26 protein-coding genes and 1 pseudogene are annotated in these 25,678 nt (G+C 67.8%); 14 read left to right on the top strand and 13 right to left on the bottom strand.

Annotated features, from left to right (window positions below; translation table 11 throughout):
* Nucleotides 1–75: 75 nt before the first annotated feature.
* Complete coding sequence (locus tag FHR72_RS21570; protein ID WP_260156162.1) at nt 76–1,128, bottom strand: hypothetical protein; 1,053 nt, start codon at nt 1,126–1,128, stop codon at nt 76–78.
* A 157-nt stretch (nt 1,129–1,285) separates the two neighbouring features.
* Nucleotides 1,286–3,523: an NADP-dependent isocitrate dehydrogenase gene (locus tag FHR72_RS21565; RefSeq protein ID WP_183471970.1), complete on the bottom strand. Its 2,238-nt coding sequence runs from the start codon at nt 3,521–3,523 to the stop codon at nt 1,286–1,288.
* 209 nt (nt 3,524–3,732) lie between these two features.
* Here FHR72_RS21565 and FHR72_RS21560 point away from each other — a divergent pair, with 209 nt between their 5' ends.
* Entirely contained in the window at nt 3,733–4,062 is a 330-nt protein-coding gene (locus tag FHR72_RS21560; protein WP_183471968.1) for a cupin domain-containing protein, read from the top strand.
* Nucleotides 4,063–4,105: 43 nt separating this feature from the next.
* On the opposite strand, the gene FHR72_RS21555 is transcribed toward FHR72_RS21560, so the two are convergent.
* On the bottom strand, nt 4,106–5,470 hold the full coding sequence (locus FHR72_RS21555) for an amino acid permease (RefSeq protein ID WP_260156161.1): 1,365 nt from the start codon (nt 5,468–5,470) through the stop codon (nt 4,106–4,108).
* A gap of 154 nt (nt 5,471–5,624) precedes the next feature.
* Here FHR72_RS21555 and FHR72_RS21550 point away from each other — a divergent pair, with 154 nt between their 5' ends.
* Nucleotides 5,625–7,229: a protein kinase family protein gene (locus FHR72_RS21550; RefSeq protein ID WP_183471966.1), complete on the top strand. Its 1,605-nt coding sequence runs from the start codon at nt 5,625–5,627 to the stop codon at nt 7,227–7,229.
* Nucleotides 7,230–7,296: 67 nt separating this feature from the next.
* Nucleotides 7,297–7,950 (top strand): VldE C-terminal domain-containing protein, encoded by a 654-nt coding sequence (locus tag FHR72_RS21545; RefSeq protein ID WP_183471964.1) that lies wholly within the window; start codon nt 7,297–7,299, stop codon nt 7,948–7,950.
* Nucleotides 7,951–7,980: 30 nt separating this feature from the next.
* On the opposite strand, the gene FHR72_RS21540 is transcribed toward FHR72_RS21545, so the two are convergent.
* Nucleotides 7,981–9,009 (bottom strand): alcohol dehydrogenase catalytic domain-containing protein, encoded by a 1,029-nt coding sequence (locus FHR72_RS21540; protein WP_183471962.1) that lies wholly within the window; start codon nt 9,007–9,009, stop codon nt 7,981–7,983.
* 54 nt (nt 9,010–9,063) lie between these two features.
* Nucleotides 9,064–11,028 carry an alkaline phosphatase family protein gene (locus tag FHR72_RS21535; RefSeq protein ID WP_311736224.1) on the bottom strand — a complete coding sequence of 655 codons (1,965 nt, stop codon included), beginning with the start codon at nt 11,026–11,028 and terminating at the stop codon, nt 9,064–9,066.
* Nucleotides 11,029–11,357: 329 nt separating this feature from the next.
* On the opposite strand from FHR72_RS21535, the gene FHR72_RS21530 reads away from it, so the two are divergent.
* Together FHR72_RS21530 and FHR72_RS26805 are read left to right on the top strand one after the other, a co-directional pair.
* Entirely contained in the window at nt 11,358–12,233 is an 876-nt protein-coding gene (locus FHR72_RS21530) for an SDR family oxidoreductase (protein WP_183471958.1), read from the top strand.
* A gap of 34 nt (nt 12,234–12,267) precedes the next feature.
* The gene (locus tag FHR72_RS26805) at nt 12,268–13,122 is read left to right on the top strand and encodes a DMT family transporter (protein ID WP_311736223.1); all 855 of its coding nucleotides are present in this window, start codon (nt 12,268–12,270) and stop codon (nt 13,120–13,122) included.
* Here the strand turns inward: FHR72_RS26805 and FHR72_RS21520 are convergent.
* The 3 genes and pseudogenes from FHR72_RS21520 to FHR72_RS21510 form a co-directional block, all read right to left on the bottom strand.
* Nucleotides 13,110–13,535 (bottom strand): annotated as a pseudogene (locus tag FHR72_RS21520) (arsenate reductase ArsC); the annotation flags it as partial. The gene FHR72_RS26805 and the pseudogene FHR72_RS21520 sit on opposite strands and share 13 nt — an antisense overlap.
* A 9-nt stretch (nt 13,536–13,544) precedes the next feature.
* Nucleotides 13,545–14,630, bottom strand: a complete 1,086-nt coding sequence (gene arsB / locus FHR72_RS21515; RefSeq protein WP_183471952.1) for an ACR3 family arsenite efflux transporter — start codon at nt 14,628–14,630, stop codon at nt 13,545–13,547.
* Nucleotides 14,627–15,046, bottom strand: coding sequence for an ArsI/CadI family heavy metal resistance metalloenzyme (locus FHR72_RS21510; RefSeq protein WP_183471950.1), 420 nt, complete (start codon nt 15,044–15,046; stop codon nt 14,627–14,629). The genes arsB and FHR72_RS21510 overlap by 4 nt, the downstream gene beginning before the upstream one ends.
* 98 nt (nt 15,047–15,144) lie before the next feature.
* On the opposite strand from FHR72_RS21510, the gene FHR72_RS21505 reads away from it, so the two are divergent.
* The 4 genes from FHR72_RS21505 (at nt 15,145) to FHR72_RS21490 (ending at nt 17,748) form a co-directional block, all read left to right on the top strand.
* The gene (locus tag FHR72_RS21505; protein ID WP_183471948.1) at nt 15,145–15,504 is read left to right on the top strand and encodes an Rv2640c family ArsR-like transcriptional regulator; all 360 of its coding nucleotides are present in this window, start codon (nt 15,145–15,147) and stop codon (nt 15,502–15,504) included.
* 61 nt (nt 15,505–15,565) lie between these two features.
* Nucleotides 15,566–15,742, top strand: a complete 177-nt coding sequence (locus FHR72_RS21500) for a hypothetical protein (protein WP_183471946.1) — start codon at nt 15,566–15,568, stop codon at nt 15,740–15,742.
* A 21-nt stretch (nt 15,743–15,763) separates the two neighbouring features.
* The gene (locus FHR72_RS21495) at nt 15,764–17,131 is read left to right on the top strand and encodes an NAD(P)/FAD-dependent oxidoreductase (protein WP_183471945.1); all 1,368 of its coding nucleotides are present in this window, start codon (nt 15,764–15,766) and stop codon (nt 17,129–17,131) included.
* 47 nt (nt 17,132–17,178) lie between these two features.
* A complete protein-coding gene (locus FHR72_RS21490) occupies nt 17,179–17,748 on the top strand; it encodes a cadmium resistance transporter (RefSeq protein ID WP_183472124.1) in 570 nt (189 codons plus the stop codon).
* A gap of 11 nt (nt 17,749–17,759) precedes the next feature.
* On the opposite strand, the gene FHR72_RS21485 is transcribed toward FHR72_RS21490, so the two are convergent.
* Nucleotides 17,760–19,007, bottom strand: coding sequence for a serine/threonine-protein kinase (locus tag FHR72_RS21485; RefSeq protein ID WP_183472122.1), 1,248 nt, complete (start codon nt 19,005–19,007; stop codon nt 17,760–17,762).
* Nucleotides 19,008–19,132: 125 nt separating this feature from the next.
* On the opposite strand from FHR72_RS21485, the gene FHR72_RS21480 reads away from it, so the two are divergent.
* Nucleotides 19,133–19,528 carry a TA system antitoxin ParD family protein gene (locus tag FHR72_RS21480; protein WP_183471943.1) on the top strand — a complete coding sequence of 132 codons (396 nt, stop codon included), beginning with the start codon at nt 19,133–19,135 and terminating at the stop codon, nt 19,526–19,528.
* The gene (locus FHR72_RS21475; protein ID WP_183471941.1) at nt 19,525–20,115 is read left to right on the top strand and encodes an ATPase; all 591 of its coding nucleotides are present in this window, start codon (nt 19,525–19,527) and stop codon (nt 20,113–20,115) included. The genes FHR72_RS21480 and FHR72_RS21475 overlap by 4 nt, the downstream gene beginning before the upstream one ends.
* Here FHR72_RS21475 and FHR72_RS21470 read toward each other — a convergent pair.
* From FHR72_RS21470 to FHR72_RS21455, 4 genes are all read right to left on the bottom strand, one after another.
* Complete coding sequence (locus tag FHR72_RS21470) at nt 20,105–20,743, bottom strand: TetR/AcrR family transcriptional regulator (RefSeq protein WP_183471939.1); 639 nt, start codon at nt 20,741–20,743, stop codon at nt 20,105–20,107. The two genes, FHR72_RS21475 and FHR72_RS21470, sit on opposite strands and share 11 nt — an antisense overlap.
* Nucleotides 20,736–21,989, bottom strand: coding sequence for a cytochrome P450 (locus FHR72_RS21465; RefSeq protein WP_183471937.1), 1,254 nt, complete (start codon nt 21,987–21,989; stop codon nt 20,736–20,738). The genes FHR72_RS21470 and FHR72_RS21465 overlap by 8 nt, the downstream gene beginning before the upstream one ends.
* A gap of 197 nt (nt 21,990–22,186) precedes the next feature.
* The gene (locus FHR72_RS21460; RefSeq protein ID WP_183471935.1) at nt 22,187–22,396 is read right to left on the bottom strand and encodes a ribosome modulation factor; all 210 of its coding nucleotides are present in this window, start codon (nt 22,394–22,396) and stop codon (nt 22,187–22,189) included.
* Nucleotides 22,397–22,602: 206 nt separating this feature from the next.
* Nucleotides 22,603–23,178 (bottom strand): TetR/AcrR family transcriptional regulator, encoded by a 576-nt coding sequence (locus tag FHR72_RS21455; protein ID WP_183471933.1) that lies wholly within the window; start codon nt 23,176–23,178, stop codon nt 22,603–22,605.
* Between the two features lie 83 nt (nt 23,179–23,261).
* Here FHR72_RS21455 and FHR72_RS21450 point away from each other — a divergent pair, with 83 nt between their 5' ends.
* From FHR72_RS21450 to FHR72_RS21440, 3 genes are read left to right on the top strand one after another with little or no spacing between them, the layout of a single operon-like run.
* Nucleotides 23,262–24,092: a mycofactocin-coupled SDR family oxidoreductase gene (locus FHR72_RS21450; RefSeq protein WP_183471931.1), complete on the top strand. Its 831-nt coding sequence runs from the start codon at nt 23,262–23,264 to the stop codon at nt 24,090–24,092.
* On the top strand, nt 24,089–24,892 hold the full coding sequence (locus tag FHR72_RS21445) for a mycofactocin-coupled SDR family oxidoreductase (protein ID WP_183471929.1): 804 nt from the start codon (nt 24,089–24,091) through the stop codon (nt 24,890–24,892). Before FHR72_RS21450 ends, FHR72_RS21445 begins: the two co-directional genes overlap by 4 nt.
* The gene (locus FHR72_RS21440; RefSeq protein WP_183471927.1) at nt 24,889–25,677 is read left to right on the top strand and encodes a carboxymuconolactone decarboxylase family protein; all 789 of its coding nucleotides are present in this window, start codon (nt 24,889–24,891) and stop codon (nt 25,675–25,677) included. The genes FHR72_RS21445 and FHR72_RS21440 overlap by 4 nt, the downstream gene beginning before the upstream one ends.
* Nucleotide 25,678: the final 1 nt, after the last annotated feature.

The raw sequence follows: 25,678 nt of genomic DNA, 5'->3' as shown, positions 1-25,678 counted from the left end.
AGCATGCCGGGCGGAAGCCCGCCCGGCATGAGTAGTACTACCGGCCCGAGGGACGGCGAGGGCCGCAGAGCGGGCCTAGGGAAGCGCCCGGAACAGCGCGCCGAGAGGGCCGCCTGCAGCAGGCGGCGCGCCGGCGCCCGGAGCGGTGGCGCCGGGGACTGCCTGCGCGCTCGGCGCGGTCGGAACGGCCACGGCCTGGACCGGTCCCGCAGTGGGCCCGACTCCGGTCAGGTGGGGCTGACCCGTGGTGGACACCGAGGTCCCCGACGGCAGGGCCCCGGACGGCGTGCTCTCCGACGGCAGTGTCTGCGCGTCCGACGCGTCTGCGGGCAGAATCGCACCCACTCCCTGGATGGCCGAGGTGTCGGGGGACGCGTCGGCGGGAAGTCCGGCGACATCGGTGACGGTGGCCAGATCGGTGGCGCCCGTGTCCTCGGACGCTTCCGGCACCGCCACGGAGTACTCCGGCATCGGGGATGCGTCGACGGCGCCGGCGGGGGCGGTGTCGACGGCCTGCGGTGCCGGCGCGGCCGGTAGCGGCGCAGCGGGACCCGGCACCGGGGGCGCGGGGATGACGGCTTCGGCGACCGCGGTCTCCGGCACCTCGTGCGAGGCCGGTGACCCGCCCATGAACGCGTAGAGCACGACGCCGACGACGGCCAGCGCGGCAACGCTCGCGGCGGCGGTCAGGTGCATCGGCACACCGACGGGCACACGTCTCGGGACGCGGGCCACCAGGCGGCGCAGCACCCCACGGTCCGCCGCGTCGTCGGCGTCGGCGCGCGCGGCCCCGTAGGCCAGCACCATGTGGGGCGCGATATGACGCGCGGTGCGGTTCCGGCCTTCGCGGGCGGCGTCCTCGGACACCGTCTCGATCGTGTCGAAGCCGAACAGGCGCAGCTTGGTGCGCAGTCGGATCCCGTGCTGACGTGCGTCGTCATCCCAGACGAGACGCACACCGTCGATGTCGCGCTCGCTTTGCAGGGCGAAGGTCTGGACACTGCGTGCCGCCGCCCTGGCTATCTCGTTGACCGATTCGAGCGGCACCACCTCGTCGGCGATGATGCTGCCGTCGAAAGTGTCGACGAGCACCCAGACCGCACTGTTGGCGGTGAGAGACAAACCCATTACCACGCGCATTACTACCCCCAGACGACGGCCGGTGTTGGCTAGTTATCGGCGCCTCTGTGACGAATGTTACGCGCGCCACACCAGTGATTTCTGGTCAGACGGCGAAACCCCGGGCTCCGCCGTCGGCGAAAGGCCCGGGGTTGCTGCCAGTGGCCTACTTCTGGGCGGCCTCCAGGGCCTCGTTGAAGGTCGTGCTGGGGCGCATCACGGCCGTCGTCTTTTCGCGGTCCGGGTAGTAGTAGCCGCCGATGTCGACCGACGAGCCCTGGACCGCGTTGAACTCGTCGACGATGGTCGACTCGTTCTCGGCCAGGGTCTTCGCCAGCGGAGCGAAGTGCTCGGCGAGCTCTTTGTCGTCGGTCTGCTCCGCCAGCTCCTGGGCCCAGTACATCGCCAGGTAGAACTGGCTGCCGCGGTTGTCGAGTTCGCCGGCCTTGCGCGACGGGCTCTTGTTGTTGTCGAGCAGCTTGCCGATCGCCGAGTCCAACGTCTTGCCCAGCAGTTCGGCCTTCTTGTTGCCCGCCTTGGCGCCCATGTCCTCGAACGAGGCGCCCAGGGCCAGGAACTCGCCCAGCGAATCCCAGCGCAGGTGGTTCTCCTCCAGCAGCTGGCTGACGTGCTTGGGGGCCGACCCGCCCGCACCGGTCTCGTACATACCGCCCCCGGCCATCAGCGGGACGATCGAGAGCATCTTGGCGCTGGTGCCGAGCTCGAGGATCGGGAACAGGTCGGTGAGGTAGTCGCGCAGGATGTTGCCGGTCACCGCGATGGTGTCCTGACCGCGGATCACCCGCTCGAGGGTGTAGCGCATCGCCCACACCTGCGGCAGGATCGTGATCTCCAGGCCGTCGGTGTCCTCCTCCTTGAGGTAGGCCTTCACCTTCTTGCGCAGTTCGTTCTCGTGCGGGCGCTCGTCGTCGAGCCAGAACACCGTCGTCATCCCGGACTGCCGCGCGCGGTTGACCGCCAGCTTGACCCAGTCGCGGATCGCGGCGTCCTTGACGATCGGCATACGCCAGATGTCACCGGTCTCGACCTCCTGGCTCAGCAACACCTCGCCGGTGTCGAGGTCGACGATGTTGGCGGTGCCGTCCTCGGGGATCTCGAACGTCTTGTCGTGGCTGCCGTACTCCTCGGCCTTCTGCGCCATCAGCCCGACGTTGGGAACGGTGCCCATCGTGGTCGGATCGAACTGGCCGTGGGTCTTACAGAAGTTGATGATCTCCTGGTAGATGCGGGAGAAGGTGGACTCCGGGTTGACGGCCTTGGTGTCCTTGGTGCGGCCGTCGGCGCCGTACATCTTGCCGCCGAGCCGGATCATCGCGGGCATCGACGCGTCGACGATGACGTCGCTGGGCGAATGGAAGTTGGTGATGCCGCGCGCCGAGTCGACCATCGCGAGCTCGGGACGGTGCTCGTGGCAGGCGTGGATGTCGTTGATGATCTCTTCGCGCTGCGAGGCGGGCAGCGCCTCGATCTTGTCGTAGAGGTCGGACATACCGTTGTTGACGTTGACACCGAGTTCGTCGAACAGCTGCTGGTGCTTGGCGAAGGCGTCCTTGTAGAAGACCTTGACCGCGTGGCCGAACACGATCGGGTGCGACACCTTCATCATGGTCGCCTTGACGTGCAGCGAGAACATGACGCCGGTCTTGTAGGCGTCCTCGATCTGCTCTTCGTAGAACTCGCAGAGCGCCTTCTTGCTCATGAACATGCTGTCGATGACGTCGCCCTCATCGAGCGCCACCTCGGGCTTGAGCACCAGCGTCTCGCCGCCCCTGGTCTCGAGCACCATCTTGACCTTGCGGTCCTTGTCGACGGTCATCGACTTCTCGCCGTGGTAGAAGTCGCCGTGCTTCATCGTGGCGACATGGGTGCGCGAGGCCTGCGACCACTCCCCCATGCTGTGCGGGTGCTTGCGGGCGTACTCCTTGACGGCCTTGGGTGCGCGCCGGTCGGAGTTCCCTTGGCGCAGAACCGGGTTGACGGCGCTGCCGAGGACCTTGGCGTACCGCTCCTTGGTCTCGCGTTCTTCGTCGTTCTTCGGCTCGCCCACCCAGTCGGGCAGGTCGTAGCCCTTGGCCTTCAGTTCCTTGATCGCCGCGAGGAGCTGCGGCACCGAGGCACTGATGTTGGGCAGCTTGATGATGTTGGTCTCGGGCAGCTGGGTGAGCTCGCCGAGCTCGGCGAGGTTGTCGGGCACCTTCTGTTCGTCGGTGAGCCGGTCGCTGAACTCGGCCAGGATGCGCGCGGCGACCGAGATGTCGCTGGGTTTCACGTCGATACCGGCCGCGGAGGCGAAGGTGCGGACCACGGGCAGGAAGGCATAGGTCGCAAGCAGCGGCGCCTCGTCGGTCAGCGTGTAGATGATGGACGGCTGCTCGGCGCTCATGTGTGGTCTCCCGCGTTCAGTTTCGGTCAGTTCGAAGGCACCCTTCTGGCGAAGCCTATCGAAAGCGTGACGTCTGGGATCGGTCAGCTGTGCCCGGCCTGCGATCGTGCCTGCGAGACCCGATTCGCCGCGCCGGGGAGAGCGTGCGTCGGCGCCGTCATCATCTCGTGGGTTGACTGGTCCGCGCTCTCGGGCATGGAATGGCACACATGCAAAAGGTGTCGCTCGAAGCCCTGGCCCGTCAGCAGCTGTCCCAGGCAGCCGCCAGCGGTCGCAACGCAGCCGACACCGTCGTCGGTGGCCACGAGAAGGTTCTGCGTCAAACCGTGATCGGCATGACGTCCGGCTCGGAGATGGGCGAACACGAGAACCCCGGCGAGGCGACCCTCTACGTTCTCAGCGGCTCGGTGCGATTGTCCGCCGGCGGGCAGCAGTGGGACGCGCGCACCGGCGATCTGCTGCTTCTCCCCGACAGCAGGCACTCGCTGCTCGCGCTGGCGGATTCCGCGCTGCTGCTGACCGTGGCGAAACTGGGCTGAGCGCGGTCGCCGTCGCGGGTGTCGCCGCGACGTGGGACCTCCGCTAGCGCGGGACGCCCTCACGGCTCTTCGCGTGCCGTCGGTGGACGACCACGCCCGCGGTGACGATGATGGCCGCGGACACGACCGAGAGTCCGATCGCCTGCTGCTGATCGGGGTCGAAGGCCATGAGCACGAGCACGCCGACGATCACGACGACCACGGCCACGGTCAGATACGGGAACAGCCACATCCGGACGGCCGGTTTCTCTCCGGCCGCCCGCATCGCCCGGCCGAGCACGAACTGGCTCGCCGCGATCGCAAGGTAGACGAACAGCGCGACCGCGCCGCTGGTGGCGAGCAAATAGCCGAAGATCTTCTCCGGCAGCAGATAGTTGCCGATGACGGCCAGGAACCCCACCACCATCGAGGCGAGCACGGCCACCCACGGAACGCCGTTGCGCGTCAGGCTCTTCACCGCCTGGGGGGCGTCGCGGCGCTCGCCCAGGGAGAACAGCATCCGCGACGCGGTGTAGAGCGCGGAGTTCAGACACGACGCCACCGCCGTGAGGATGACGATGTCCATGATGAGCTTCGAGCCGGGGATGCCGATGGCCTGCAGGGTCGACTGGTAGGAGCCGTCGTCGAGTTGGTCGTACGGCATCAACGCCACGATCACGAAGATCGAGCCGACGTAGAACAGGGAGATCCGCCAGATCACCGAGTTCACGGCCTTGGAGATCCCGGCTTCGGGGTTCGGCGACTCCGCGGCGGCGATCGTGACGATCTCGGTGCCCATGAACGAGAACATGGTGATGAGCATCGCGGCGACCACGGCCCCGAACCCGTTGGGCATGAATCCGTCGGGCTGCCAGAGGCTTTCGACGCCGCTGACCTGGGAGTCGGGGATGAGCCCGAAGATGGCGGCCACGCCGATCGCGATGAACGCGACGATCGCCACCACCTTGATCAGCGCGAACCAGAACTCGAACTCGCCGTAGTTGCCGACGCTGATCAGGTTCGTGACGGTCAGGAGCAGGGTCACCGCAAGGGCCCAGAACCATTGCGCCCCACCGATCAGACTGGTCAGGATCTCTGCCGCCGCCGTCGCCTCCACGGGGATGACCAGAACCCAGAACCACCAGTACAGCCAGCCGATCGAGAAGCCCGCCCATCCGCCCAGCGCGCGGTCGGCGTAGACGGAGAACGATCCCGTGTCGGGGTTCGCGACAGCCATCTCCCCCAGCATCCGCATCACCAGAACGACAAGGGTGCCCGCCATCAGATACGACAGGATCACCGCCGGGCCGGCTTCCTCGATGGCGTTCGCAGAGCCGACGAACAGGCCCGCGCCGATGATCCCGGCGATCGAGATCATGGTGATGTGCCTGGGCTTCAGACTCGTGCCCAGCGTTTCGCCTCCACCCATCGCCCAACCCTCTCTTGAGTGCCGTGACGTGCCCCGCCGCACGAGAGCCCCGGGGTTCCCGGATAGCCACGCGGTCAAACGGCGAGTTTGACCCCGTCGCGGCGGGGCAATCTCTGCGCTGAACATGGCGAGACCGGCGAACTGAGGGTGGGCGATGACGATGACCGACCCGGTCGGTGACGACACCGCGCCACTGCCCCGCATCCACGAACGCGCGACGCAGGTGCTGCCCACCGCCCCGGCCGCGGCCGGCATCGGCGCGGGCGCGCGACTGGCCGGACGTTTCCGGCTGATCGCTGTGCAGGATGTGAGCGGCGCGCTGCAGTTCTGGCAGGGCCACGACCTCGCTTCCGGCCGGCCGGTCGGGGTCACCCTGATTCCGCCGGGCCCCGCGACGTCGGTCGGGGCGATCCGCGACATTCTGGATCGGGCCCGCAGACTGTCCGCCCTCGAAATGTCCGGGCTGGCGCCGCTCGTCGACACGTTCACCGTCGGCGACGTCGGGGTGGTCGTGTCCGAATGGGTGCCCGGCGGCACGCTGCGCGAGGTCGCCGACACCGCCCCGTCTCCGACGGCGTCGGCCGCGGCCCTCAAATCCCTCGTCGTCACCGCCGACGCCGCCCACCGCGCCGGTCTGGTCCTGGGCATCGACCATCCCGGGCGGGTCCGCATCAGCTCCGACGGCCGAGCCGTCCTCGCCTTCCCGGCGCCGTTGGCGCAGACAACGTCCGCAGACGACCTCCGCGGCCTCGGCGGCGTCCTGTATGCGCTGCTCCTGAACAGGTGGCCGCCACAGGATCCGATGCCGGACGGGTGGGTGCCCGCCGATCTCGACGAGGCCGGTTGGGCGCGCGAACCCGCCGCGATCACGCCAGGTATCCCGTTCCTGATCTCCAGCGCCGCAGCCGGTCTGCTCCGCGCCGACGGTGGCGTCGAGAGCACGTCCACCCTTCTGGCCCTGCTCAAGCACGCCGGGCCGACACCCGAGCACCCGACACCCGCCGAGCACCGCCCGCCGCCGACCACACCGGCGCCTGCCCGTCGCGGAGGCTATGCGGTCTTCCGCACCCGGGACGACGCCGGCGAGAGAAAGCGGGCGAGACGACAGCTGACCTACACGGTCCTGGGGGTCGCCGCGGCGGTCATGCTCGTCGCCCTCACCGGGCTCGGCTCGACCGTCAACCGGGTGCTCGACGCCCACGACGACACGGTCGCCATGGATCCTGCCCAGCTGGGTCTGAGCCCCGACCCCGCCACGACGGCCCCGGCGCCGCCGAAGGTCCTCAAGCAGGGTGCCGTCGATCCCGCGGTCGTCCCGGTCGCCGCGGCCGTCTTCTCCCCCGACGGGTCACCCGACAATCCCGAAACCGCACGCAACGTCATCGACGGCGATCCCGCGACGGTGTGGTCGACAGACCGCTACTACGACGCCAACCCGTTCCCTGCCTTCAAGCAGGGCCTGGGCGTGCTGCTGGTGCTCCCCGAACCGACGAAGGTCGGCGCGGTCAGCGTCGAGACGAGAAGCTCGGGCACCACGGTGCAGATCCGCAGCGCCGCGACTGCCGAGCCCAAGACGCTGGCCGACACCACCGAGCTCGGTCCGCCCGTGCCGCTGCAACCCGGGCCGAACCGCATCCCGCTCGGCGCAGCGGCCCAGACGTCGACGGTGCTGGTCTGGATCACCGGCCTCGGCGACACGGCCGGGGCCCACCGCGCCGAGATCGCCGAGATCGCCGTCAACGCCCCCGCGATCGCCTGAGAATCCGGCGCGACGCGTTGGCCGTAATTGCCAGTAGTGGTCCGGTACGGACATTAAAGTGCTCTGAATGGGCAGGAACCTGTTAGCCAACGGCCGAGGGCGATGGATGGCGATCGGCGCCTCCATCGCGCTGTCGGCCGCCATGCTGTACGCCCAGCAGACCCAGCCTCCCGTCGCCCAGCAGCCACCGTCGCCGGTCGCCGAGATGCCGGCCTTCTCCGCCGAGCCTCCCACCACACCGGTGCCGTCCCAGGCGGAACTGCTCGCGGCCAGCGCCCCCGCCGACGCGCGGGTCTTCGACTTCGCCCTGGCCAAGGGGATCGCTCCCGAGGGTGGACTCCAGGTGCACACCATTTGGATCGCGCGGGCGATCAGTGCGATGTTCCCGCAGATCACCACGATCGGCGGTTACCGGCAGGACGCGCTGAAATGGCATCCGAACGGCCTTGCCATCGACGTGATGATTCCCGATCACAACAGCAAGGAAGGCATCGATCTCGGCAACCAGATCGCCGGCTACGCGCTGGCCAACGCCGAGCGGATGGGCGTCATCCACGTGATCTGGCGCCAGGGGTTCTATCCGGGCATCGGCGCGCCGAGCTGGACGGCCGACTACGGCTCGGAGACCCTCAACCACTTCGACCACGTCCACATCGCCACCGACGGTGGCGGATATCCCGACGGCGACGAGACCTACTACATCGCCTCCATGCAGGGCTAGGGATCCGGCAGGGCTAGGGATCCGGCAGGGCTAGGGATCCGGCGAAGTACCGATCTGGAGCACGACGCGGAAGCGCGCGGCACCCGACATCATGCGGTCGTACGCGTCAGGCGCGTCCAGGAACGGCATGGGCTCGATCATCGGGGTGATCCCGGCCGCGAGACTGAAATTCAGGCCGTCCTCGTTCTCGATCGGCGAGCCCGTCAGGCTACCGACGATGCTTCGGCTGCCGAAGATCAGACCCGGGGTCGCGACCTCGATCGGATCGGGCGCCGCGCCGACCACGACGAGGCGACCGCGTGGGCGTAGGCCCGCGAGCAACGGGGTCATCGACGATCCGCTGGACGCCGTGGCGATGACGGCCGCGGCGCCGCCGAGGCCGTTCAACGCCTCGGCGGCGTCCGCCGCGCTGCTGTCGATGTAGTGATCGGCACCCAAAATGGTTGCCAATTGCGCTTTCTCGGAACCGCGGGCGATGACCGCCACCCGGTATCCGAGCTTCTTGGCGTACTGCACGCCCAGATGGCCGAGGCCCCCCAGACCCTGCACGGCCACCAGGCTGCCCGGCGCGGCGTCGGCGGCCTTCAGCGCGTTGAACGTGGTGATGCCGGCGCACAGCAGCGGCGCGGCCAACAGCGGGTCGAACTGCGCAGGGACCCGGACCAGACCGGTGGCGCGCACCGTGACCATCTCGGCGTAGCCGCCGTCGATCGAGGTACCTGGCAGCGGCTGATCCGTGCAGTTCACGAAGTCGCCACGTCGGCACCATTCGCACTGGCCGCAATGCCCGCCCAGGAATCCGATCCCGGCCCGGTCGCCGGGCTGCCAACCGGTCACCCCGTCACCGACCGCGTCGACGACGCCGACGATCTCGTGACCGGGCACGACCGGCCGGTCGGGGTCGGGACGCTCCCCTTCCACGGCGAGGAAGTCGCTGTGGCACACCCCGCAGGTGAGCACCCGCACCCGGACATGACCGGGTGCGGGATCGACGATGTCACGCTCGACCAACTCGAAACGGCGTTGGCCGGTGACCTGGAAGGCTCGGTAGGTCGGCATACGTCACACGTTAGGCACGGATGCCGCCGCGGGCATTCCTGCTGGCACCCATTCTCAGACCGCGATTGCCGGTGCCCCGCAGGCGAACACCGCGCTCGAGACGCGCCCCCCTGTGCAGGCGACAGCCACGAGGTCGGGCGTCGAGACGCCGTCGGGTGTCTCGGGGAAGGTGGGCGGCTCCGGTCGGACCAGCGGGAAGATGCTCGCCCCGGTCACGCCGGTCAGGCGGGCGACGATCTGGGCGACGATGTTGGTCGCGACGTAGGCCAGATCGCCGAAGAACTTGACCGGCACGATGGCCAGGGCCGCGAGCGGACTGATCAGGAAGACGCCGTCGTCGGCCAGGGACTGCAGACCCGAGGTGATGCCGTTGACGATGTTGTCGACGTAGTACGGAATGGTGGCCGCGATGGTGCGGATGCTGAGCGCGATGTTGGTGGCGATGTCGGGATAGCCGTTCATCGCGATGGCGTCCTGCAGCGCGGCACGCAACGCGGCATCGTCATCGGCCGGGGTGAGGGTGCTGCCACCGAGGTCGGTGAGGGACACCCCGTCCGAGTCCGGGGAAGGCTCGAAACCGAAGAGGTCCATCAGGGTCGGGGTCACGTCGATGATCGAGTACTTCAGATTGACCCCACCCGCGGTGAACAGATCGGGGTTGTTCGCGACGACGAAGGTCGAAGTCTCGTCCGGTGACTGGAACCCGTGCCCGAGACCCTGCTGCGGCTGATGGCCGTGGTCGGTCACCATCAGGATGGTCCACTGCTCGCCGGTGGCCGCTTCCCACGTGTCGACGGCCTGCATGATTTCGCCGAGGTTGCGATCGAAGTTCCGGATGGCCTCGGCGTACTCCGGGGAATCGCCGCCGTACAGATGGCCGTTCTCGTCCACGCCGACGAAGTAGCTGAACATCAGGTTGGCGACATCGGAGCTGGCATTCGCGATCGCGATCTCGGTGAGGTCGCCGACCAGGTCGTCGGACTTCAACCATCGCGGATCGTCGGCGAGCTCGGGGACGTTGAACAGGTTGTCGACGCCGAGCCCCGAGCTCGCGATCGCCGAGATGACGTTCCAGTTCGCGATCGACGTGGTCTCGATGTCGGGGTTGAGCGATTCCAACTGGGTGAACACCGTCGGCCATTTGTTGTAGGTCCACGGGGTGAAGACATTGTTGATGACACCCGTCTTCTCGCCCCACGCCCCCGTCAGAATCGACGACCACGACGGGTTGGAGACGGTGGTGTGCCCGACGATCGACGACGCCGCCGTGGTACCGCCCTGGATCAGCCTGAAGAAGTTGACGTTGGCGGGGTCGGCGAGAACGCGGCTGAGGTTCGTGCCGTCGACGCCGATCACGAGCACGTTGGGGGTGTCGGCCAGCAGGCCGACGGTCTGTGAGGGTGCGGCACGGCGGTTCGTGCTGCGCTCCAACTGATCCCGCACCGCAGCCAGCGAGGCCAGCATCGTCGATCCCTGCAGCGGTGTCACGGGCGCCGGCTCCGGCCGCGGCTGGAACAACGATGTCACCACCTCGGAGATCGCGGTGACGAGCGTGGTCCGGGCTGTTGCGCGGGCCGGCCCGGGCTGCGGCTCGGAGGCATCGACACTGGCCGCGTACGCCTGTCCCGTGTCCCCGGCTGCGGTCTCCTTCTCCGGGGCGTTCTCGTCCTCGGGAGCCGGGCCTTCGGAAGTGCCGGTCTGCTGCCCGGCCTCGGCGTCCGCGGCTGCCTCGGCGGCTACCTCGTCGGCGTCCGTGTCTGTCTCGCCGGCGTCCGTGACGTCGGCATCCCCGGCGTCGGGATCCGTATCGTTCGGCTCGTCGCTGTCGGATTCGGTCTCGTCGTGTGCCGACGAGGAACCGCCGGCCCCGGAGTCGTCAGTCTGCGACGACGGCGAGGAGGGCGCGTCGGAATCCGCAGACGCACTCGACGAGGATTCGCTCGACGCGGAGGAATCCGAGGTGTCGGCGTACGCGACTCCGGGTGCCGAGGCGATGGCCCACCCGACCCCCAGTGTCACGGCGAGCGCTCCGACACGACCAATGTTGTTGGCGTAACCCATCACAGTCCTTACCTCGGGGACACCGCGGCCGGCGCGCGCAGGCGTCGCCCGACAGGAACACGGTTGTTCTGCCCGTAAATTACGCCCTGCGAGCGGTTCGCTGTCCACGATTGAACGAGTTGGCACCGCAATGCCGCGGGGCCGGGTGCGCGGGCGCCCACCAAAAATGACGGTTGCGGAAATTAGATCCCCGTTCGGCGGTCCGCCGGCCTCGGATCCGCCACAATCGCTGCAGGCGCTCGCGCCCTCGCGCCCTGGCCGGGGCCGACGACCACGAAAGCGGGCCCATGACCGAGAACCGTGCCGCCGACCTGCGTCGGGCGCTACGGCTGGCGGGCATGCGTCCGCTGCCGCGCCGGGCGGCACGAGCTCCAATCGCCCTGCGGGGCAAGCGCATACTGCTCACCGGGGCATCCTCGGGCATCGGCGAGGTCGCCGCGGAGAGGCTGGCCGCCCTGGGGGCGACGGTCATCGTGGTGGCTCGGCGCGCACCGCTGCTGGACGAACTCGTCGAACGCGTCGGCGCCCGGGGTGGTCATGCGATCGCGATGGCCGCGAATCTCGCCGACCTCGACGCCGTCGACGACCTCGTGCAGCGCGTCGGCGCGGTGGACATCCTGATCAACAACGCGGGCCGGTCGATCCGGCGGCCGCTGCTCGAATCCCTGGAGCGGTGGCACGACGTCGAACGCACCATCGCACTCAACTACTACGCGCCGCTGCGGCTCATCCGCGGACTCGCGCCGGGCATGGTCGAGCGCGGAGACGGTCACATCATCAACATCTCGAGTTGGCGGGTGATGCCGGAATCCTCTCCGCTGTTCGGCGTCTACAACGCCTCCAAGGCGGCGCTGAGCGCCGTCAGCCGGGTGATCGACAACGAGATGGCCGACTCGGGCGTGCACTCGACGACGATCTACTACCCCCTGGTGGCCACGCCGATGATCGCGCCGACGCGGGCCTATGACGGCCTGGCCGCGCTGAGCGCCGACGAGGCCGCCGAGTGGATGGTGGTCGCCGCGCAGACGAGGCCGGTACGGATCGCGCCCCGCAAGATGCTGCCGCTGCGGGCACTGGACCTCGTGTCGCCGCGCCTGCTCAACGGCGTCATGAAGCGGTCGACGCCCCGCCCGGCGCAGTCGGTCGGCGGTACCGGTGCGTGAGGCGACTGCCGGTTACCGCAGCGAGAACCTCAGGGTGGGAGCGTTTCTCACCACCGCCGCCTTCTTCTGCGTAGCGCTGGTCGGCACTCTGGCGAAGGTCTCGGGCCAGTACACCTCGACCGGTGTCCTGCTGCTGTTCCAGAACGCCGTCTGCCTGCTGTTCCTGCTGCCGGCGGCGTGGCGCGACGGGTGGCGGTCGATGCGTACCCAAGTGGTGGGGCTACACCTGCTGCGCGCGGTCATGGGGACCGGGTGCTGGTATGCCCTGTTCTTCGCGATCAGCCAGATCCCGCTCGCCAACGCGACCCTGCTCACCTACAGCGCTCCGCTGTGGATGCCCCTCATCGCGTGGGCTGTCACCAGGGTGCGGGTGGCTGCTGCCACCTGGCTGGGCGCCGGCGTCGGTTTCGTCGGAGTGCTGCTGGTGCTCCAGCCCCAGGGGCGCGGTTTCTCGGCCGGCGAACTCTCGGCTCTGGCGGGCGCGTTGCTTCTGGCTGTCGCGATGATGTCGGTCCGTTGGCTGGGCAGGACGGAACCGGCGCTGCGCATCCTGTTCTACTACTTCCTGCTGTCGACCGTGCTGTCAGTGCCGATCGCGCTCGCCGACTGGCAACCCACCGAGCCCGCGGCGTGGCCCTGGCTCGTGGGGCTCGGACTGACCCAGCTCTTGTCGCAGATCCTGATCGTCGCGGCCTACCGCTACGCCTCGGCGGAAAAACTCGGGCCGTTCATCTACACCGTCATCGTCTTCACCGCCGTGATCGACTGGATCGTGTGGGGTCACCGCCCCACGCTGTTCACCTACCTCGGCATGGCGCTGGTGATCGGGGGCGGCCTGCTCGCAGTGCGCGCGAAATCGGTACCGGCGCAACCCGATCAGACCGGCTGAGAACCCGGTCCGTCTTTCAGGACATCGAGCTCGGCGAGGAGCCCGCGCACGCGGCTCTCGATCTCGTCGCGGATCGGCCTGACAGCAGCGACCGACTGCCCCGCGGGGTCGGCGAGTTCCCAGTTCTCGTAACGCTTCCCGGGATAGAACGGGCAGTTGTCGCCGCAACCCATCGTGACGACCACATCCGCGGCGCGCACGCTCTCGTCGGTCCACGGCTTGGGGAACTCACCGGTGATGTCGATGCCGACCTCGGCCATCGCCGCGACGGCCGACGGGTTGATCTGGTCGGCGGGCTCAGATCCGGCCGACCACCCGACGGCACGGACACCGGCCAGGTGCCTGAAGTACCCGAGTGCCATCTGCGAACGCCCGGCATTGTGGGTGCACAGGAACAGGACCGTTGGTGTACCTGACATGGTCTACCTCTCAACAGGTTTCGACGGCATTCGGTGAAAGTGCCGTTTGAGCGCCAGGGACAGGTAGACCAGAGCCACGAGGACCGGAACCTCGATCAACGGGCCCACCACCCCGGCGAGCGCCTGCCCCGAGGTCGCCCCGAAGGTCGCGATGGCCACCGCGATGGCGAGTTCGAAGTTATTGCCGGCCGCGGTGAACGCCAGGGTCGCGGTGCGTTCGTACCCCAGGCCGATCATCGCCCCGAGCGCATAACCTCCGCCCCACATGACCGCGAAGTAGATCAATAGCGGCACCGCGATCCGGGCCACGTCCCAGGGCCTGCTCGTGATCTGGTCACCCTGCAGGGCAAAGAGAACGACGATCGTGAACAGCAGCCCGTACAGGGCCCAGGGACCGATGCGGGGCAGGAAGGCGGTCTCGTACCAGGCGCGTCCCCGGGCGCGTTCGCCGAACCGCCGCGTCAGGTAGCCCGCGAGCAGCGGGACCCCGAGGAATATCAGGACGGATTTCGCGATCTCCCAGGGGGATGCGGAGATGCTGGCCTGCTCCAGCCCGAGCCAGCCGGGCAACACCGACAGATAAAACCAGCCCAGTACGGCGAACATGACGACCTGGAAGATCGAGTTCAACGCCACCAGGACCGCGGCGGCCTCGCGGTCCCCGCAGGCGAGGTCGTTCCAGATGATGACCATGGCGATACAGCGGGCCAGTCCGACGATGATCAGCCCGGTGCGGTACTCGGGCAGGTCGGGAAGCAGCAGCCAGGCCAGTCCGAACATCAGCGCCGGCCCGACCACCCAGTTCAGCAGGAGCGAGCTCAGCAGCAGTCGGCGATCGCCGGTCACGGTGCCGATCCGGTCGTAGCGCACCTTGGCCAGCACCGGATACATCATGATCAGCAGACCGAGGGCGATGGGTAGCGAGATGCCGTCGACCTGGATGCCGTCGAGGAGTGAACCCATGCCGGGCACCGCGCGTCCGAGCAGCAGACCCGCTGCCATCGCCAGGCCTATCCACAGCGGCAACCACCGATCCAGCGTCGAAAGCCCTGCGGTGGAGGGTCGTTCGACGGCTGCCTGTCCGCTCACGCGGACGCGGCCGGGTCAGGTGAGAGCAGCGTGGGCGTCGTGCCGAACGTGTCGGAATCGGCGAGCACGGTATAGATCTCCCACTTCTCCGATCCGGGGCCGGTCACCCATACCTTGTCCTGGGTGGCGAAGCAGCACGTCGCACCGATCTCTTCTTCGGTGAACATCCCCTGCTCGGTGAGGCGTTCGATCTCGGACCGGACCACGTCGCTGGAACCGACTTCGACGCCGAGATGGTTGAGGGTCCCGCCGGAACCGGGGTTCTCCAGCAGGACGAGTTTGAGTGGCGGATCGGCCACCGCGAAATTCGCGTAGCCGGGTTTGACCTTCGCGGGTTCCACGCCGAAGAGTTTGCGGTAGAACGCGATTGCCTCGTCGAGATCGTCGACGTTGAGCGCGAGTTGCACACGGGACATGGTGTCGCCTCCAGGGCTTGAGATATATGTCGAATTCGTGCTGACCCATGATGGCCCACCTTTTCGATATATGTCAATTCTTGTGGCATGATGGCACCATGCCCAAAGCGCTGCCGGTGATCGACACCACCGCCCCGGTGTGCTGTGCGCCCGTGGCCTCAGGACCGATGAGTGACGCCGACGCCCTCGAGGTGGCGTTACGGCTCAAGGCACTGGCCGACCCGGTTCGCGTGAAGATCGTGTCCCATCTGTTCAGTTCCCCGACGGGGGAAGAGGTCTCCGGTGAACTGGCCGCCGTCCTGCAGCTCAGCGAGTCGACGGTCAGCCATCACCTGGGACAGCTGCGCAGAGCAGGGCTGGTGGTCTCCGACCGGCGCGGCATGAACGTCTACCACCGGGTGCGTCCCGAGTCCCTGCAGGCGCTGTGCACGGCACTCGATCCGAACTGCTGCACCTGATCCGGATCGGGGCCGGCCGGTTCCCAGGTGCAATTCCGGCCAGAATGGGTACGGCTTGTGCATGGCTACCGACGATGCAGCAGACCTCAACGATGTGATGGTGCCGACCGAGCAGGTGCACCCCGACCACCGCGAGCACGCCAAGGAGTCCAAGCACCTCGACGAGGACGAGTTGGAACGTCGCACCGAGCACGAGCGCAAGATCGTCGATGCGGAGCGGCCCGGTCAGCAGGGCTGACCGCGGCCGGCCTGTCAGCACATGGATGAGCAACGGCCCAAGGTCGTCATCATCGGCGGCGGGTTCGGCGGGCTGTTCTGCGCCCGCCGGCTCGGCCGCGTCGGCGTGGACGTCACGCTGCTCGACCGCGCGGCGTGCCACGTCTTCCAGCCCCTGCTCTACCAGTGTGCGACCGGCACACTGAGTATCGGCCAGATCAGCCGCTCGCTGCGCGAAGAGCTCTCCGAGCACCGCAATGTCACCACGCTGCTCGGTGAGGCCGTTCGCCTCGATGTCGAGCAGCGCCGCGTAACGGCGCGCCGCCCCGACGATTCCACCTTCGAACTCGACTACGACTACCTCGTCATCGCCGCCGGCATGCGCCAGTCGTACTTCGGCAACGAGGATTTCGCTGCGTGGGCGCCGGGCATGAAGACCCTCGACGACGCGCTGAGCATCCGGCGGCGCCTGTTCGCCGCCTTCGAGATCGCCGAGACGCTCCCGCCCGGCCCTGAACGCGACCAGTGGCTCACCTTCGCGGTGACGGGCGCGGGTCCGACAGGTGTCGAATTAGCAGGGCAGATCAGGGAATTGGCCACCAGGGCGCTGGCCAACGAGTTCCACAGCATCGAGCCCCAGGACGCGCGGGTGCTGCTGTTCGACGGCGGCGATCGTGTACTCAAGAGTTTTGCCCCCGCCTTGTCGGAGCGTGCCTCCCGCGTGCTGGAGGACTTGGGCGTGGAACTGCACTTCGGCGTCCACGTCAGCGACGTCCGCCGCGACGGCATCACCGTGAAGCCCAAAGGCGCCGGAGAATCCCGGGATTACGCGACGCGCACCGTGTTGTGGACCGCCGGCGTCGAGGCGGTCCCCTTCGCCCGCCACGCCGCCGAGATGCTGGGCGCCACGACCGATCGGTCGGGCCGAATCGCGGTCGACGAAGACCTGTCGGTCCCGCAGCACCCCGAGGTGTTCGTGATCGGTGACCTGGCCGGGCGCGACGGGCTGCCCGGGGTTGCGGAGAACGCCATGCAGGGCGGGCTCCACGCGGCCGCGTCCATCCGGCGCGACCTTGCGGGCAGCAGACGCAAGAAATTTCGCTACCGCGATCTGGGGTCGGCTGCGTACATCAGCCGAGGGCACGCCCTGCTTCAAGCCGGTCCGGTGAAGCTCACCGGAGCTCTGGGATGGCTCGGCTGGGGTTTCATCCACATCGCGTTCCTCACCGGCGTGCGTAACCGGTTCAGCACCGTCGGCACGTGGATGGCGACCATCGCGCGGGCCAACCGCAGCGACCGGACTTTCATCCTCGGCGGCTCGGGCCATCCCGAGGAGCCATACACCTGGGAATCTCCGGTGCATCAGGGAAACCGGTCCGGCGACAAGCCCGCTTCCGGCCACACCGCCTAGCGCACGCAGCGTCTGTGGATTGGACGGTGGCCGGCAGGGCCGTCGCGATGTTCGCGGTGACGAACGTGGACGACCTCCTCGTCCTGGCCGTGTTCTTCGGTCAGGCCGCACGCTCGCGCTCCGCAGCATGGCGCATCGCCGCGGGTCAGTACATCGGCTTCACGGCCATCGTGGCGGTTGCGGTCCTCGGCGCGCTGGGTGCCGAACTCCTGCCGGAGGCGGCCATCCCCTACCTCGGTCTCCTACCGCTCATCCTGGGTGTGCGTGCGGCGTGGGAGGTCTGGCGACGCCGCGGATCGACCGATGCCGATCTCGATGACGTCGAGGGCGCGTCGCCGGCCGGGATGCTTCAGGTCGCTGCCGTCACGTTCGCCAACGGCGGCGACAACATCGGCGTCTACGTCCCGGTGTTCGCCGTCTCCGGCGCCGAGGAGATCCCGGTCTATGCCGTGGTGTTCCTGGTCGGGGTCGCCCTGTGGTGCGCCGTCGGCTGGTTCCTCGCGACCCGCCGTCCCGTCGCTGCGGTGCTCGTGTCGTGGGGGCACATCGTGCTGCCCGTCGTCCTCATCGGTCTCGGGGTGGCGATCCTGGCCGAGGGCGGAGCTTTCGGGCTGTGACGGCCGACCGGTCAGTCGCGCTTGCCGTTGCCTTTTCCATTTCCGTTGCCGCCCTTCTTCTTCGACTCACCGGGCCCACCGCTGTCCTGACCTTCCTGGTAGGTCGCGGTGACCGGCGCCGAGGTGGGAGGGGGCGGTGGTGGAAGAGCCGACGGTGGCGGCGGCGGTGGCGGCGGGGCGGTACTGGTCGCCACAGGTTCGGGGGTGGTGGTCGTGCTGGAGGGGTCGGAAGCCAGCGCCACGGCGGTCACGGTGATCGCCGTCAGAGCTCCTGCCGCGGCGAGGATCTTCTTTGGCCGGCTCATCGGCGCCCGGCGCCGCGGCGGCACATACGCCACCGACGCGGGTCCTGCGAAGTAGTCGGGTTGCGCGGGCACGGGCTGGGCGAGGACCTTGGTGGCCGGCCGCGGCCCAGGTGGGGCGACACCCGCCCCTGCGAGCAGGGCCGTGTGGTCTCCGTTGAGGGCGGCCCTCATCTGGTTCGCGGTGGCGAACCGCTGGCGCGGGTCACGGGACATCGCACGCTCGATCGCACCGGAGATCGCCGGGTCGATGTCGGGGCGCTCCGCGCGCAGCGAGGGCGGGCCCGACGACATGATCGCGTGCGCGAGCGCGGCGGGATTGTCCTGGGGGAAGGCCCGGCGGCCGGTGAGCGCCTCGTAGCCGACGACACCCACGGCGTACAGATCGTCTGCCACCGATGCCGGGGCGCCGCCGATCCGTTCGGGGCTCATGTAGGCGATGGTTCCGATGATCTGGCCGGTCATGGTGTGGGCGGTCCCGGCGGACTTGGCGATGCCGAAGTCGCCGACCTTCATGCTGACACCGTCCGCGGCCACCAGGATGTTGCCCGGTTTGATGTCCCGGTGCAGCAGGCCGATGCCGTGCGCGGCCGCCAGCGCGGCGAGTACGTCGTCGAGCATTGCGCGGACCCGGTGCGGCGCCTGGGGTCCCTGGGCGATGTGGTCGTGCAGAGTGTCCCCGGGGAGGCGCTCCATGACGATGAAGGGACGGCCGTCGTCCTCCCCCGAATCGTGCACACTCACGATGTTCGGGTGGGTCAGAGCCGCGGCGCATCGTGCTTCGTCTTCGAAGCGGCGGCGGAGGTCGGGCTGCGCGAGCAGCGCCGGATGCAGCAGTTTGACGGCCACGGCCCGGTCCAGGCGCATGTCCCAGCCGTCACGGACCTCGGCCATTCCCCCGCAGCCCAGAACACCTCGCAGTTCGTAGCGCCCCGCGAGGATTTCGCGCTCGGTCATAGTCATCGGTGTATCCCTGCATGTGTGCCCACAAACCCGCCTGGGAGGAGATGCCATTGTGGCAGCCTCTCGCTCACGTAGCATCCTGCTACAGTGGTAGCACACTGCTACACAGGAGGGTGCTGATGCCGGACACCACAGACCGCGTGACGCGTATCGCGGCAGATCTGATGGACAGCGCCGCTGCCGAGGGCTCTCGGCAGAGCCGGTCGGCCAAGCAGCAACTCGACCACTGGGCCCGTGTGGGCCGCGCAGTCTCCAGCCAGCAGAGCGCCGCCCGCCGCCGGGTCGAGGCTGCGTTGTCCGGGGACACCGGGCTCGGCGACCTCACCGCTGAGGAAGGAATCGTGTTCAACGCGGAGGTGGCGGTTGCCATCGAAGAGAGTCTGGCCGGTGCCGATTACGGGAAGACGCTCGCCGCGCGCGGTGTTACCGCCGTGGCGCTCAACGCCGACGGAGAGATCGTCCAATACCGGCCCGACGGCAGCTCAACCGTGCTGCACCGCGCCGATGACCGGTGAACCGACTCGACCTGGTCGTCGGCTGTAACGGCGCCGGCAAGTCCACCTTCGTGGAGCTGACCCTGGCTCCCCTGCTGCCCCGCAGCATGTTCGTCAACGCCGACGAGATCGCCAAGCGGCAGTGGCCGGACGCCGCGGCCGAGCACAGCTATGAGGCAGCCCAGATCGCCGCGCGCACGCGCACGAAACTGATCGAACTCGGCGAATCGTTCATCGCCGAGACCGTTTTCTCGCACCCGTCGAAACTCGAGCTCATCGACGCGGCCGACGCCGCGGGGTACACGGTCGTCCTGCACGCCCTACTCATCCCCGAGAAGCTGGCGGTGGAACGGGTGCGCCACCGGGTCCGGGCAGGCGGACACCACGTACCGGAGGAGAAGATCCGCGAACGCTATCAACGACTTTGGAGCCTGGTCGCCACGGCGGCTTCGCGTTCAACATCGGCCACGTTCTACGACAACAGCGCCTCGCGGGGCCCGCGCATCGTCGCCCAGATGGCCGCGGGTTACGCCATCGGATCACCGACCTGGCCGCAGTGGACACCGTCGGCACTGACCCGGCGGTGGCCGGCCGACGTCAGGCCCTGACGGCCTCCCCCAGGGTGAACAGGGACGCCATCCGTGGGTAGACGATCGCGGGACCGAGCCAGCGGGCGATGAATCGGCGTAGTTCGACTCCTGTGCGGGCGGGGTGCCTCGGGTCGATCAGCAGCGATTGCACACTGCGAAGGGTCATTTCGACGAGTTCACCGAGCGCGATGTCGTCGAATCCGTGCTGCCGCCAGTCCACATCGAAGCGCTGAAAGACCGACAGGCAGAAAGTGGTGGCCGTGTCGGACGTCAGCGAGGTGAGCGCTTCGCCGTCCTGCCGCCCGGTCAGCAGCTTCTCCAGTTGGGGGTCGCCCGCGAGATTCTCGATTCCGAAGGACACGCTCTCGACCAGTGCCATCACCGGGTCCTCGACCCCGCGAACGTGTTCGACGATCTGGTCGATGAATCCGTTGCCTGCACGCATCGCACTGGACATGAGCAGCGCGTCGGCGTTCGGGAAGTACCGGTACACGGTCTGACGGGTCACTCCGAGCCTGCGGGCCACGTCGGCCAGACGTAAGGCCGGTCCGTGCTCGGCGACCACGTCGTCGACCGCATCGAGGATTCGGCCGATGGCCTCCTCGTCGGTGTCCGGTGTGGCCCCGGCCCAGCCGCGGCTACGCATCCGCGGCCACCGGCGTGCGAGTGGTGAACTCGATGGGAAGTGCTGTCGGCCCGGTCATTCCGAGGAGGGGCTTCCACGGGGCCGGCCCGGTGCGACGTGGTGACGCGAGTCGCCGGGTGAGAACGGTGAGCGCTTCGGCCAGTTCGCGGCGCGCGAGGTTCGCGCCGAGGCAGTAGTGGGCGCCGCCACCGAAGGTCAGGATCGCCGGGGCGTCCCTGCGCGCGATGTCGAAGCGGTCGGCATCGCCGTAGATCGCGGGATCACGGTTGGCGGCGAAGGTGTTGACGAAGACGAAGGTGCCCGCCGGGAAGGTGTAACCGCCGAACTCGGCGTCCTGGGTGGCGACCCGCGGGACGATCGACGCCGCCGGCGAGTGACGCATGCTCTCCTCGACCGCCTGCATCGCCAACTCGGGGTGCTCGCCCAACTTCGCCCATTGATCCGGATGCTCGCTGAGCACCTGTACCGATGCGGCCAACTGGTTGCGGGTGGTGTCCGTCCCTGCCATCAGGAAGCCTGCCACCAGCATGCGGAGTTCGTCGAGAGTCAGCCGTTCGCCGTCACTTTCGGCGCGGATGAGTTCGGAGAGCAGATCCTCGGTCAGCGTGCCGCGGCGGTCGGCGACCATGCCGTCGACGTAGGCGTCGAGTTCACCCCACGCCTGCATGATCTCCGCCTCGTCGAAGTCGGCCCCCGGTTGGAAGTTGAAAGCGGTGAAGACCTGTTCGGTCCAGTCGGCGAACAGCTGCCAGTCGTCGCTCGGAGCGCCGATGAGTGCGCAGATGATGGGAGTGGGGTACGGGCGGGCGATAGCGGTGACGACATCGCAGTGTCCGGCGTCCTGCACCCGGTCGATCAGCCCGTTCACCACCTCGTGGATCGTGTCGTGGAGGCGCGCCGTGGCGCGGGGTGTGAACGCTTTGGAGACCAGTTTCCTCAGCCGGGTGTGCGGTTCGCCGTCCAAGCCGAGCAGGCTGGTGGTGATCTTGTCGAACAGTGGACCTGACGTGATGCCCTGGGCGGCGAGGGTGATGCCGGGTGGAAGACGGAACCTGTTGTCGCGCAACATCTCGCGGGCGAGTTCGTAGGACAGGATCTCCGGACCGAAGGGGCCGATCGCGATGGGCGCCCGCGCCTGCGCCTCGCGGACATCATCGAGGATGTCGTGCGGCGTGGCCGTGAGGCCGTAGGTGAACGTAGGGAGGTCAGCGTCGAAGACGCTGGGGGCGGTGCTGGTCACGACCACGATGTCTCGACTTTCACTGCGTAGCGGCGGGCGGCGGTGCCGACATATTGTGTCGAAGCGTATGACCATGACGGCGGTTCGTCAATGAAAGCTCCTTCGTATGGCACCGAAGGTCCCGCCAGGTCATACGTTGAGAGTTTTAGTGTCCGCCCCGGATGCCCGGGGTAGGCCGGCGGCGTGACCGGAGAGCGCTGTCGTCAGTCGGGCCGCTGCGTTTCCTCGGCCTGCGCCGCACGGTAGCGCTGCATCGCCGGCCCGGTGTCGATCCGCACGGAGAGCATCCGCTGGTAACCGCGCAGCCACAACTTCGCGAGGATCAGCGAGTCGCCGGCGTACGGATTGCGATCGCCGGGCTCGGCGAGCGAACCTTCGTACAGGGCGTAGATGTACTCGGCGCGCTTCGACATCTGCCCAGCATGGAGGCAGAGGGGCTCGAACGCCGGACACCACGCCGACGACGAAGGCAGGCGCTCGGGCCGGGTCGCCGACCTGGAACACACATCGGGTTGAGGATGCCCCGCGCGTGGCGCCTGCCCGGTTGTGGATGCCAGTGGGCACGCGCCTGATCGAGTGGTCAGCGACATTCCTCAGCTGGCGAGCGACTCCCTCACCGTCATTCTGCCGCGCCACTTTTCGTCGCCTCGTATCCCGCCGTGAGCCAGTACACCGTGCGGTCCAAGGCGGGCAGAATGTCGGTGGCCTCGATCTCCCCGGCAACGAAGCGACCCAGCAGTCCATAGACCACGCTGGAGATGATTGTGTTCAGGTCGGCGACAAAGTCGTCGTCGACATCTACCAACAGCTCCAACCCCGCGGGCGCGACGATATCCAAGCCACGGCGGAACAACTGCTGCCCGCGCGACGACGCTCGAGCATGAAAGTACGCCACAAGCATGCCCGGATTGCGCTCCCACGGTTCGAAAATGGTGCGAAACAGCGCCATCAGCGCCGAATAGAGAGACTCCCCCGCGGCCCGGCGATGCGGCGACACTTCCGAGTAGCGGTACGTGTCGAGCCACACTTCCAGCGCGGCCAGGATCAGATCCTCGCGGGTGGCGTATCGCTTGTAGATGGTGGCCAGAGAAGAACGGGCGCGGCGCGCGACCTCACGCAATTGGACGGCGTCGTAGCCCTCGGTCTCGAGGATTTCGATGACCGCCGCGAGCAGACGATCCTCTACGTCCGACATCCGATACACCCCTTGCCTGTGTGCAGTAACTCGGTTACCGTACCCGCAGTAACCAAGTTACTCATGGCACGGAGCGAGGATTCATGGACTCTTTGCGCGGCAAGGTCGCGTTCGTCACGGGCGTGGCACGAGGTCAGGGACGCAGCCACGCGGTGCGGCTGGCCAACGACGGCGCCGACATCGTCGGCATCGACATCTGTGCCGACATCTCGGCCAACGGCTACCCACTGGCGAGCCGTGGCGAGCTCGAGGAAACCGTCGCGCTGGTGGAATCGACGGGTGCCAGGATGCTCGGAACGGTCGCCGATGTCCGTGACTTCTCCGCGGTCAAAGCGGCGGTCGACGCCGGGGTACATCGATTCGGTCGCCTCGACATCGTCTGTGCGAATGCCGGCATCGCCCCGACTGCATTCCGAGAAACCAGCGTCGAAGAAGACCTCGCCATGTGGTCGGCGGCGATCGACGTCAACCTCGTCGGGTCCTTCCACACCGCCAAGGCGACGATCCCGCATCTCATCGCAGGCGGGCGCGGGGGCGCGATCGTCTTCACCAGTTCGACCGCCGGCCTGAGGGGCTTCGGCGGCTCACAAGGTGGTGGTCTGGGTTATGCAGCCTCCAAGCACGGCATCGTCGGACTGATGCGTACATTGTCCAATGCGCTTGCCCCGCACAGCATCCGCGTGAACACCGTGCACCCGACCGCTGTGAACACCATGATGGCCGTGAATCCGGCGATGACCGCCTTCCTGGAGCACTACCCCGACGGCGGGCCACATCTGCAGAACCCGATGCCGGTGTCGCTGCTCGAACCCGAGGACATCAGCGCGGCGATCGCCTACCTGGTCTCCGACTCTGCCAAGTACGTCACCGGGGTCACCTTCCCCGTCGACGCCGGATTCTGCAACAAGCTGTGAACGGTCGCATCGCCGGCAAACGGGTCCTCATCACCGGCGCGGCCCGCGGCATGGGGCGCAGCCACGCCGTCAGGCTGGCAGAGGAGGGCGCGGACCTCATCCTCGTCGACATCTGCGCGTCCCTGCCCGACGTGGAGTATCCCCTGTCGACCCCAGAGGACCTCGCCGAAACCGCCCGTCTGATAACCGGTCTCGGCCGCCGCGCGATCACCCACATCGTCGATGTCCGCGACGCCGAAGCGCTCACAGCGGCCGTGGACTCCGCGGTCGCCGAACTCGGTGGACTGGACGCCTCGGTGGCCAACGCCGGCGTGCTGACCGCCGGGACATGGGACACCACCACGTCCGAGCAATGGCGCACCGTGGTGGACGTCAATCTGATCGGCACCTGGAACACCTGCGCCGCGGCGCTACCGCATCTGGTCGAGCGAGGCGGAAGCCTGGTGAACATCAGCTCGGCGGCAGGTATCAAAGGCAGTCCGCTGCACACTCCGTACACCGCGTCCAAACATGGCGTGGTCGGTATGAGCAAGGCACTGGCCAATGAGCTCGCCGCGGTCGGCGTCCGGGTGAACACCGTGCATCCCACCGGCGTGGAGACCGGCATGCAGCCCGCGTCACTGCACTCGCTGCTGGTCGACAAGCGTCCGGACCTGGCGCCGATCTTCCAGAACGCCCTGCCCATCGTGATGGCCGAGGCCGCCGACATCAGCAACGCGGTGCTGTTCCTGGTCTCCGACGAATCCCGGTACGTGACCGGTCTCGAGTTCAAAGTCGATGCGGGAGTGACGATTCGATGAGCGACCGGGGCCGTGAAGCATTCCGCGACGTGATGACCTTCCCCGCACCCGAGGACGGAAGCCCGACGACCGCAAGCATGCTCGACTTCGTCTTCGCCGATGTCTGGCAACGGCCCGTCCTGACCCGGCGGGACCGCCGATTCATCACGCTGCCGTGCGTCGCCGCCTCGGATGCTGAAGGGCCCCTGCGCGATCACGTGTATGCCGCCCTCAACAGCGGGGACATCGACATCACCGAGATACAGGAAGCCGTGCTGCACTTCGCCGTGTACGGGGGGTGGCCCAAGGCATCGCGGTTCAACATGGTGGTCGACGAGCAGTGGGATCGCATCCACCGTGAACGGGGTGAGCAACCGCCGCCCCCGGTGCCGCTCCTTCCGCTGCAGACACCCAGCGATCCAGAGGCCCGCCTTGCAGTCGGTGAGCAATCGTTCATGGACATCAACTGCCTTCCCTACGCGCCGACCCGGGACAATCCCTTTCAGGGCGCCGGCATCCTCAACTTCGTGTTCGGCGAGATGTGGCTGCGCCCCGGCCTGGGTAGGAAAGAGCGCAGACTGATCACGGTCGCGTGTGTGGCCTTTCAAGATGCCCCCTATCCCATCGTCAGCCATGTGTACGCCGCACTGAAGAGCCGCGATCTGACGTTCGACGAAATGGACGAACTGGCATTGCATTTCGCGGCCTACTACGGTTGGCCCAAAGCGTCACATCTGAATCAGGTGATCGGCGAGCAGAAGATCCGGGTGCTGGGCGAGTGGGCACAGGAGGCTGCGCGCTCGTGAC

It is taken from the genome of Mycolicibacterium iranicum, from assembly GCF_014190915.1.
Lineage (GTDB): Bacteria > Actinomycetota > Actinomycetes > Mycobacteriales > Mycobacteriaceae > Mycobacterium > Mycobacterium iranicum_B.
Note: the sequence above shows the minus strand (reverse complement) of the source record. Positions and strands in the feature narration are given on the sequence as shown.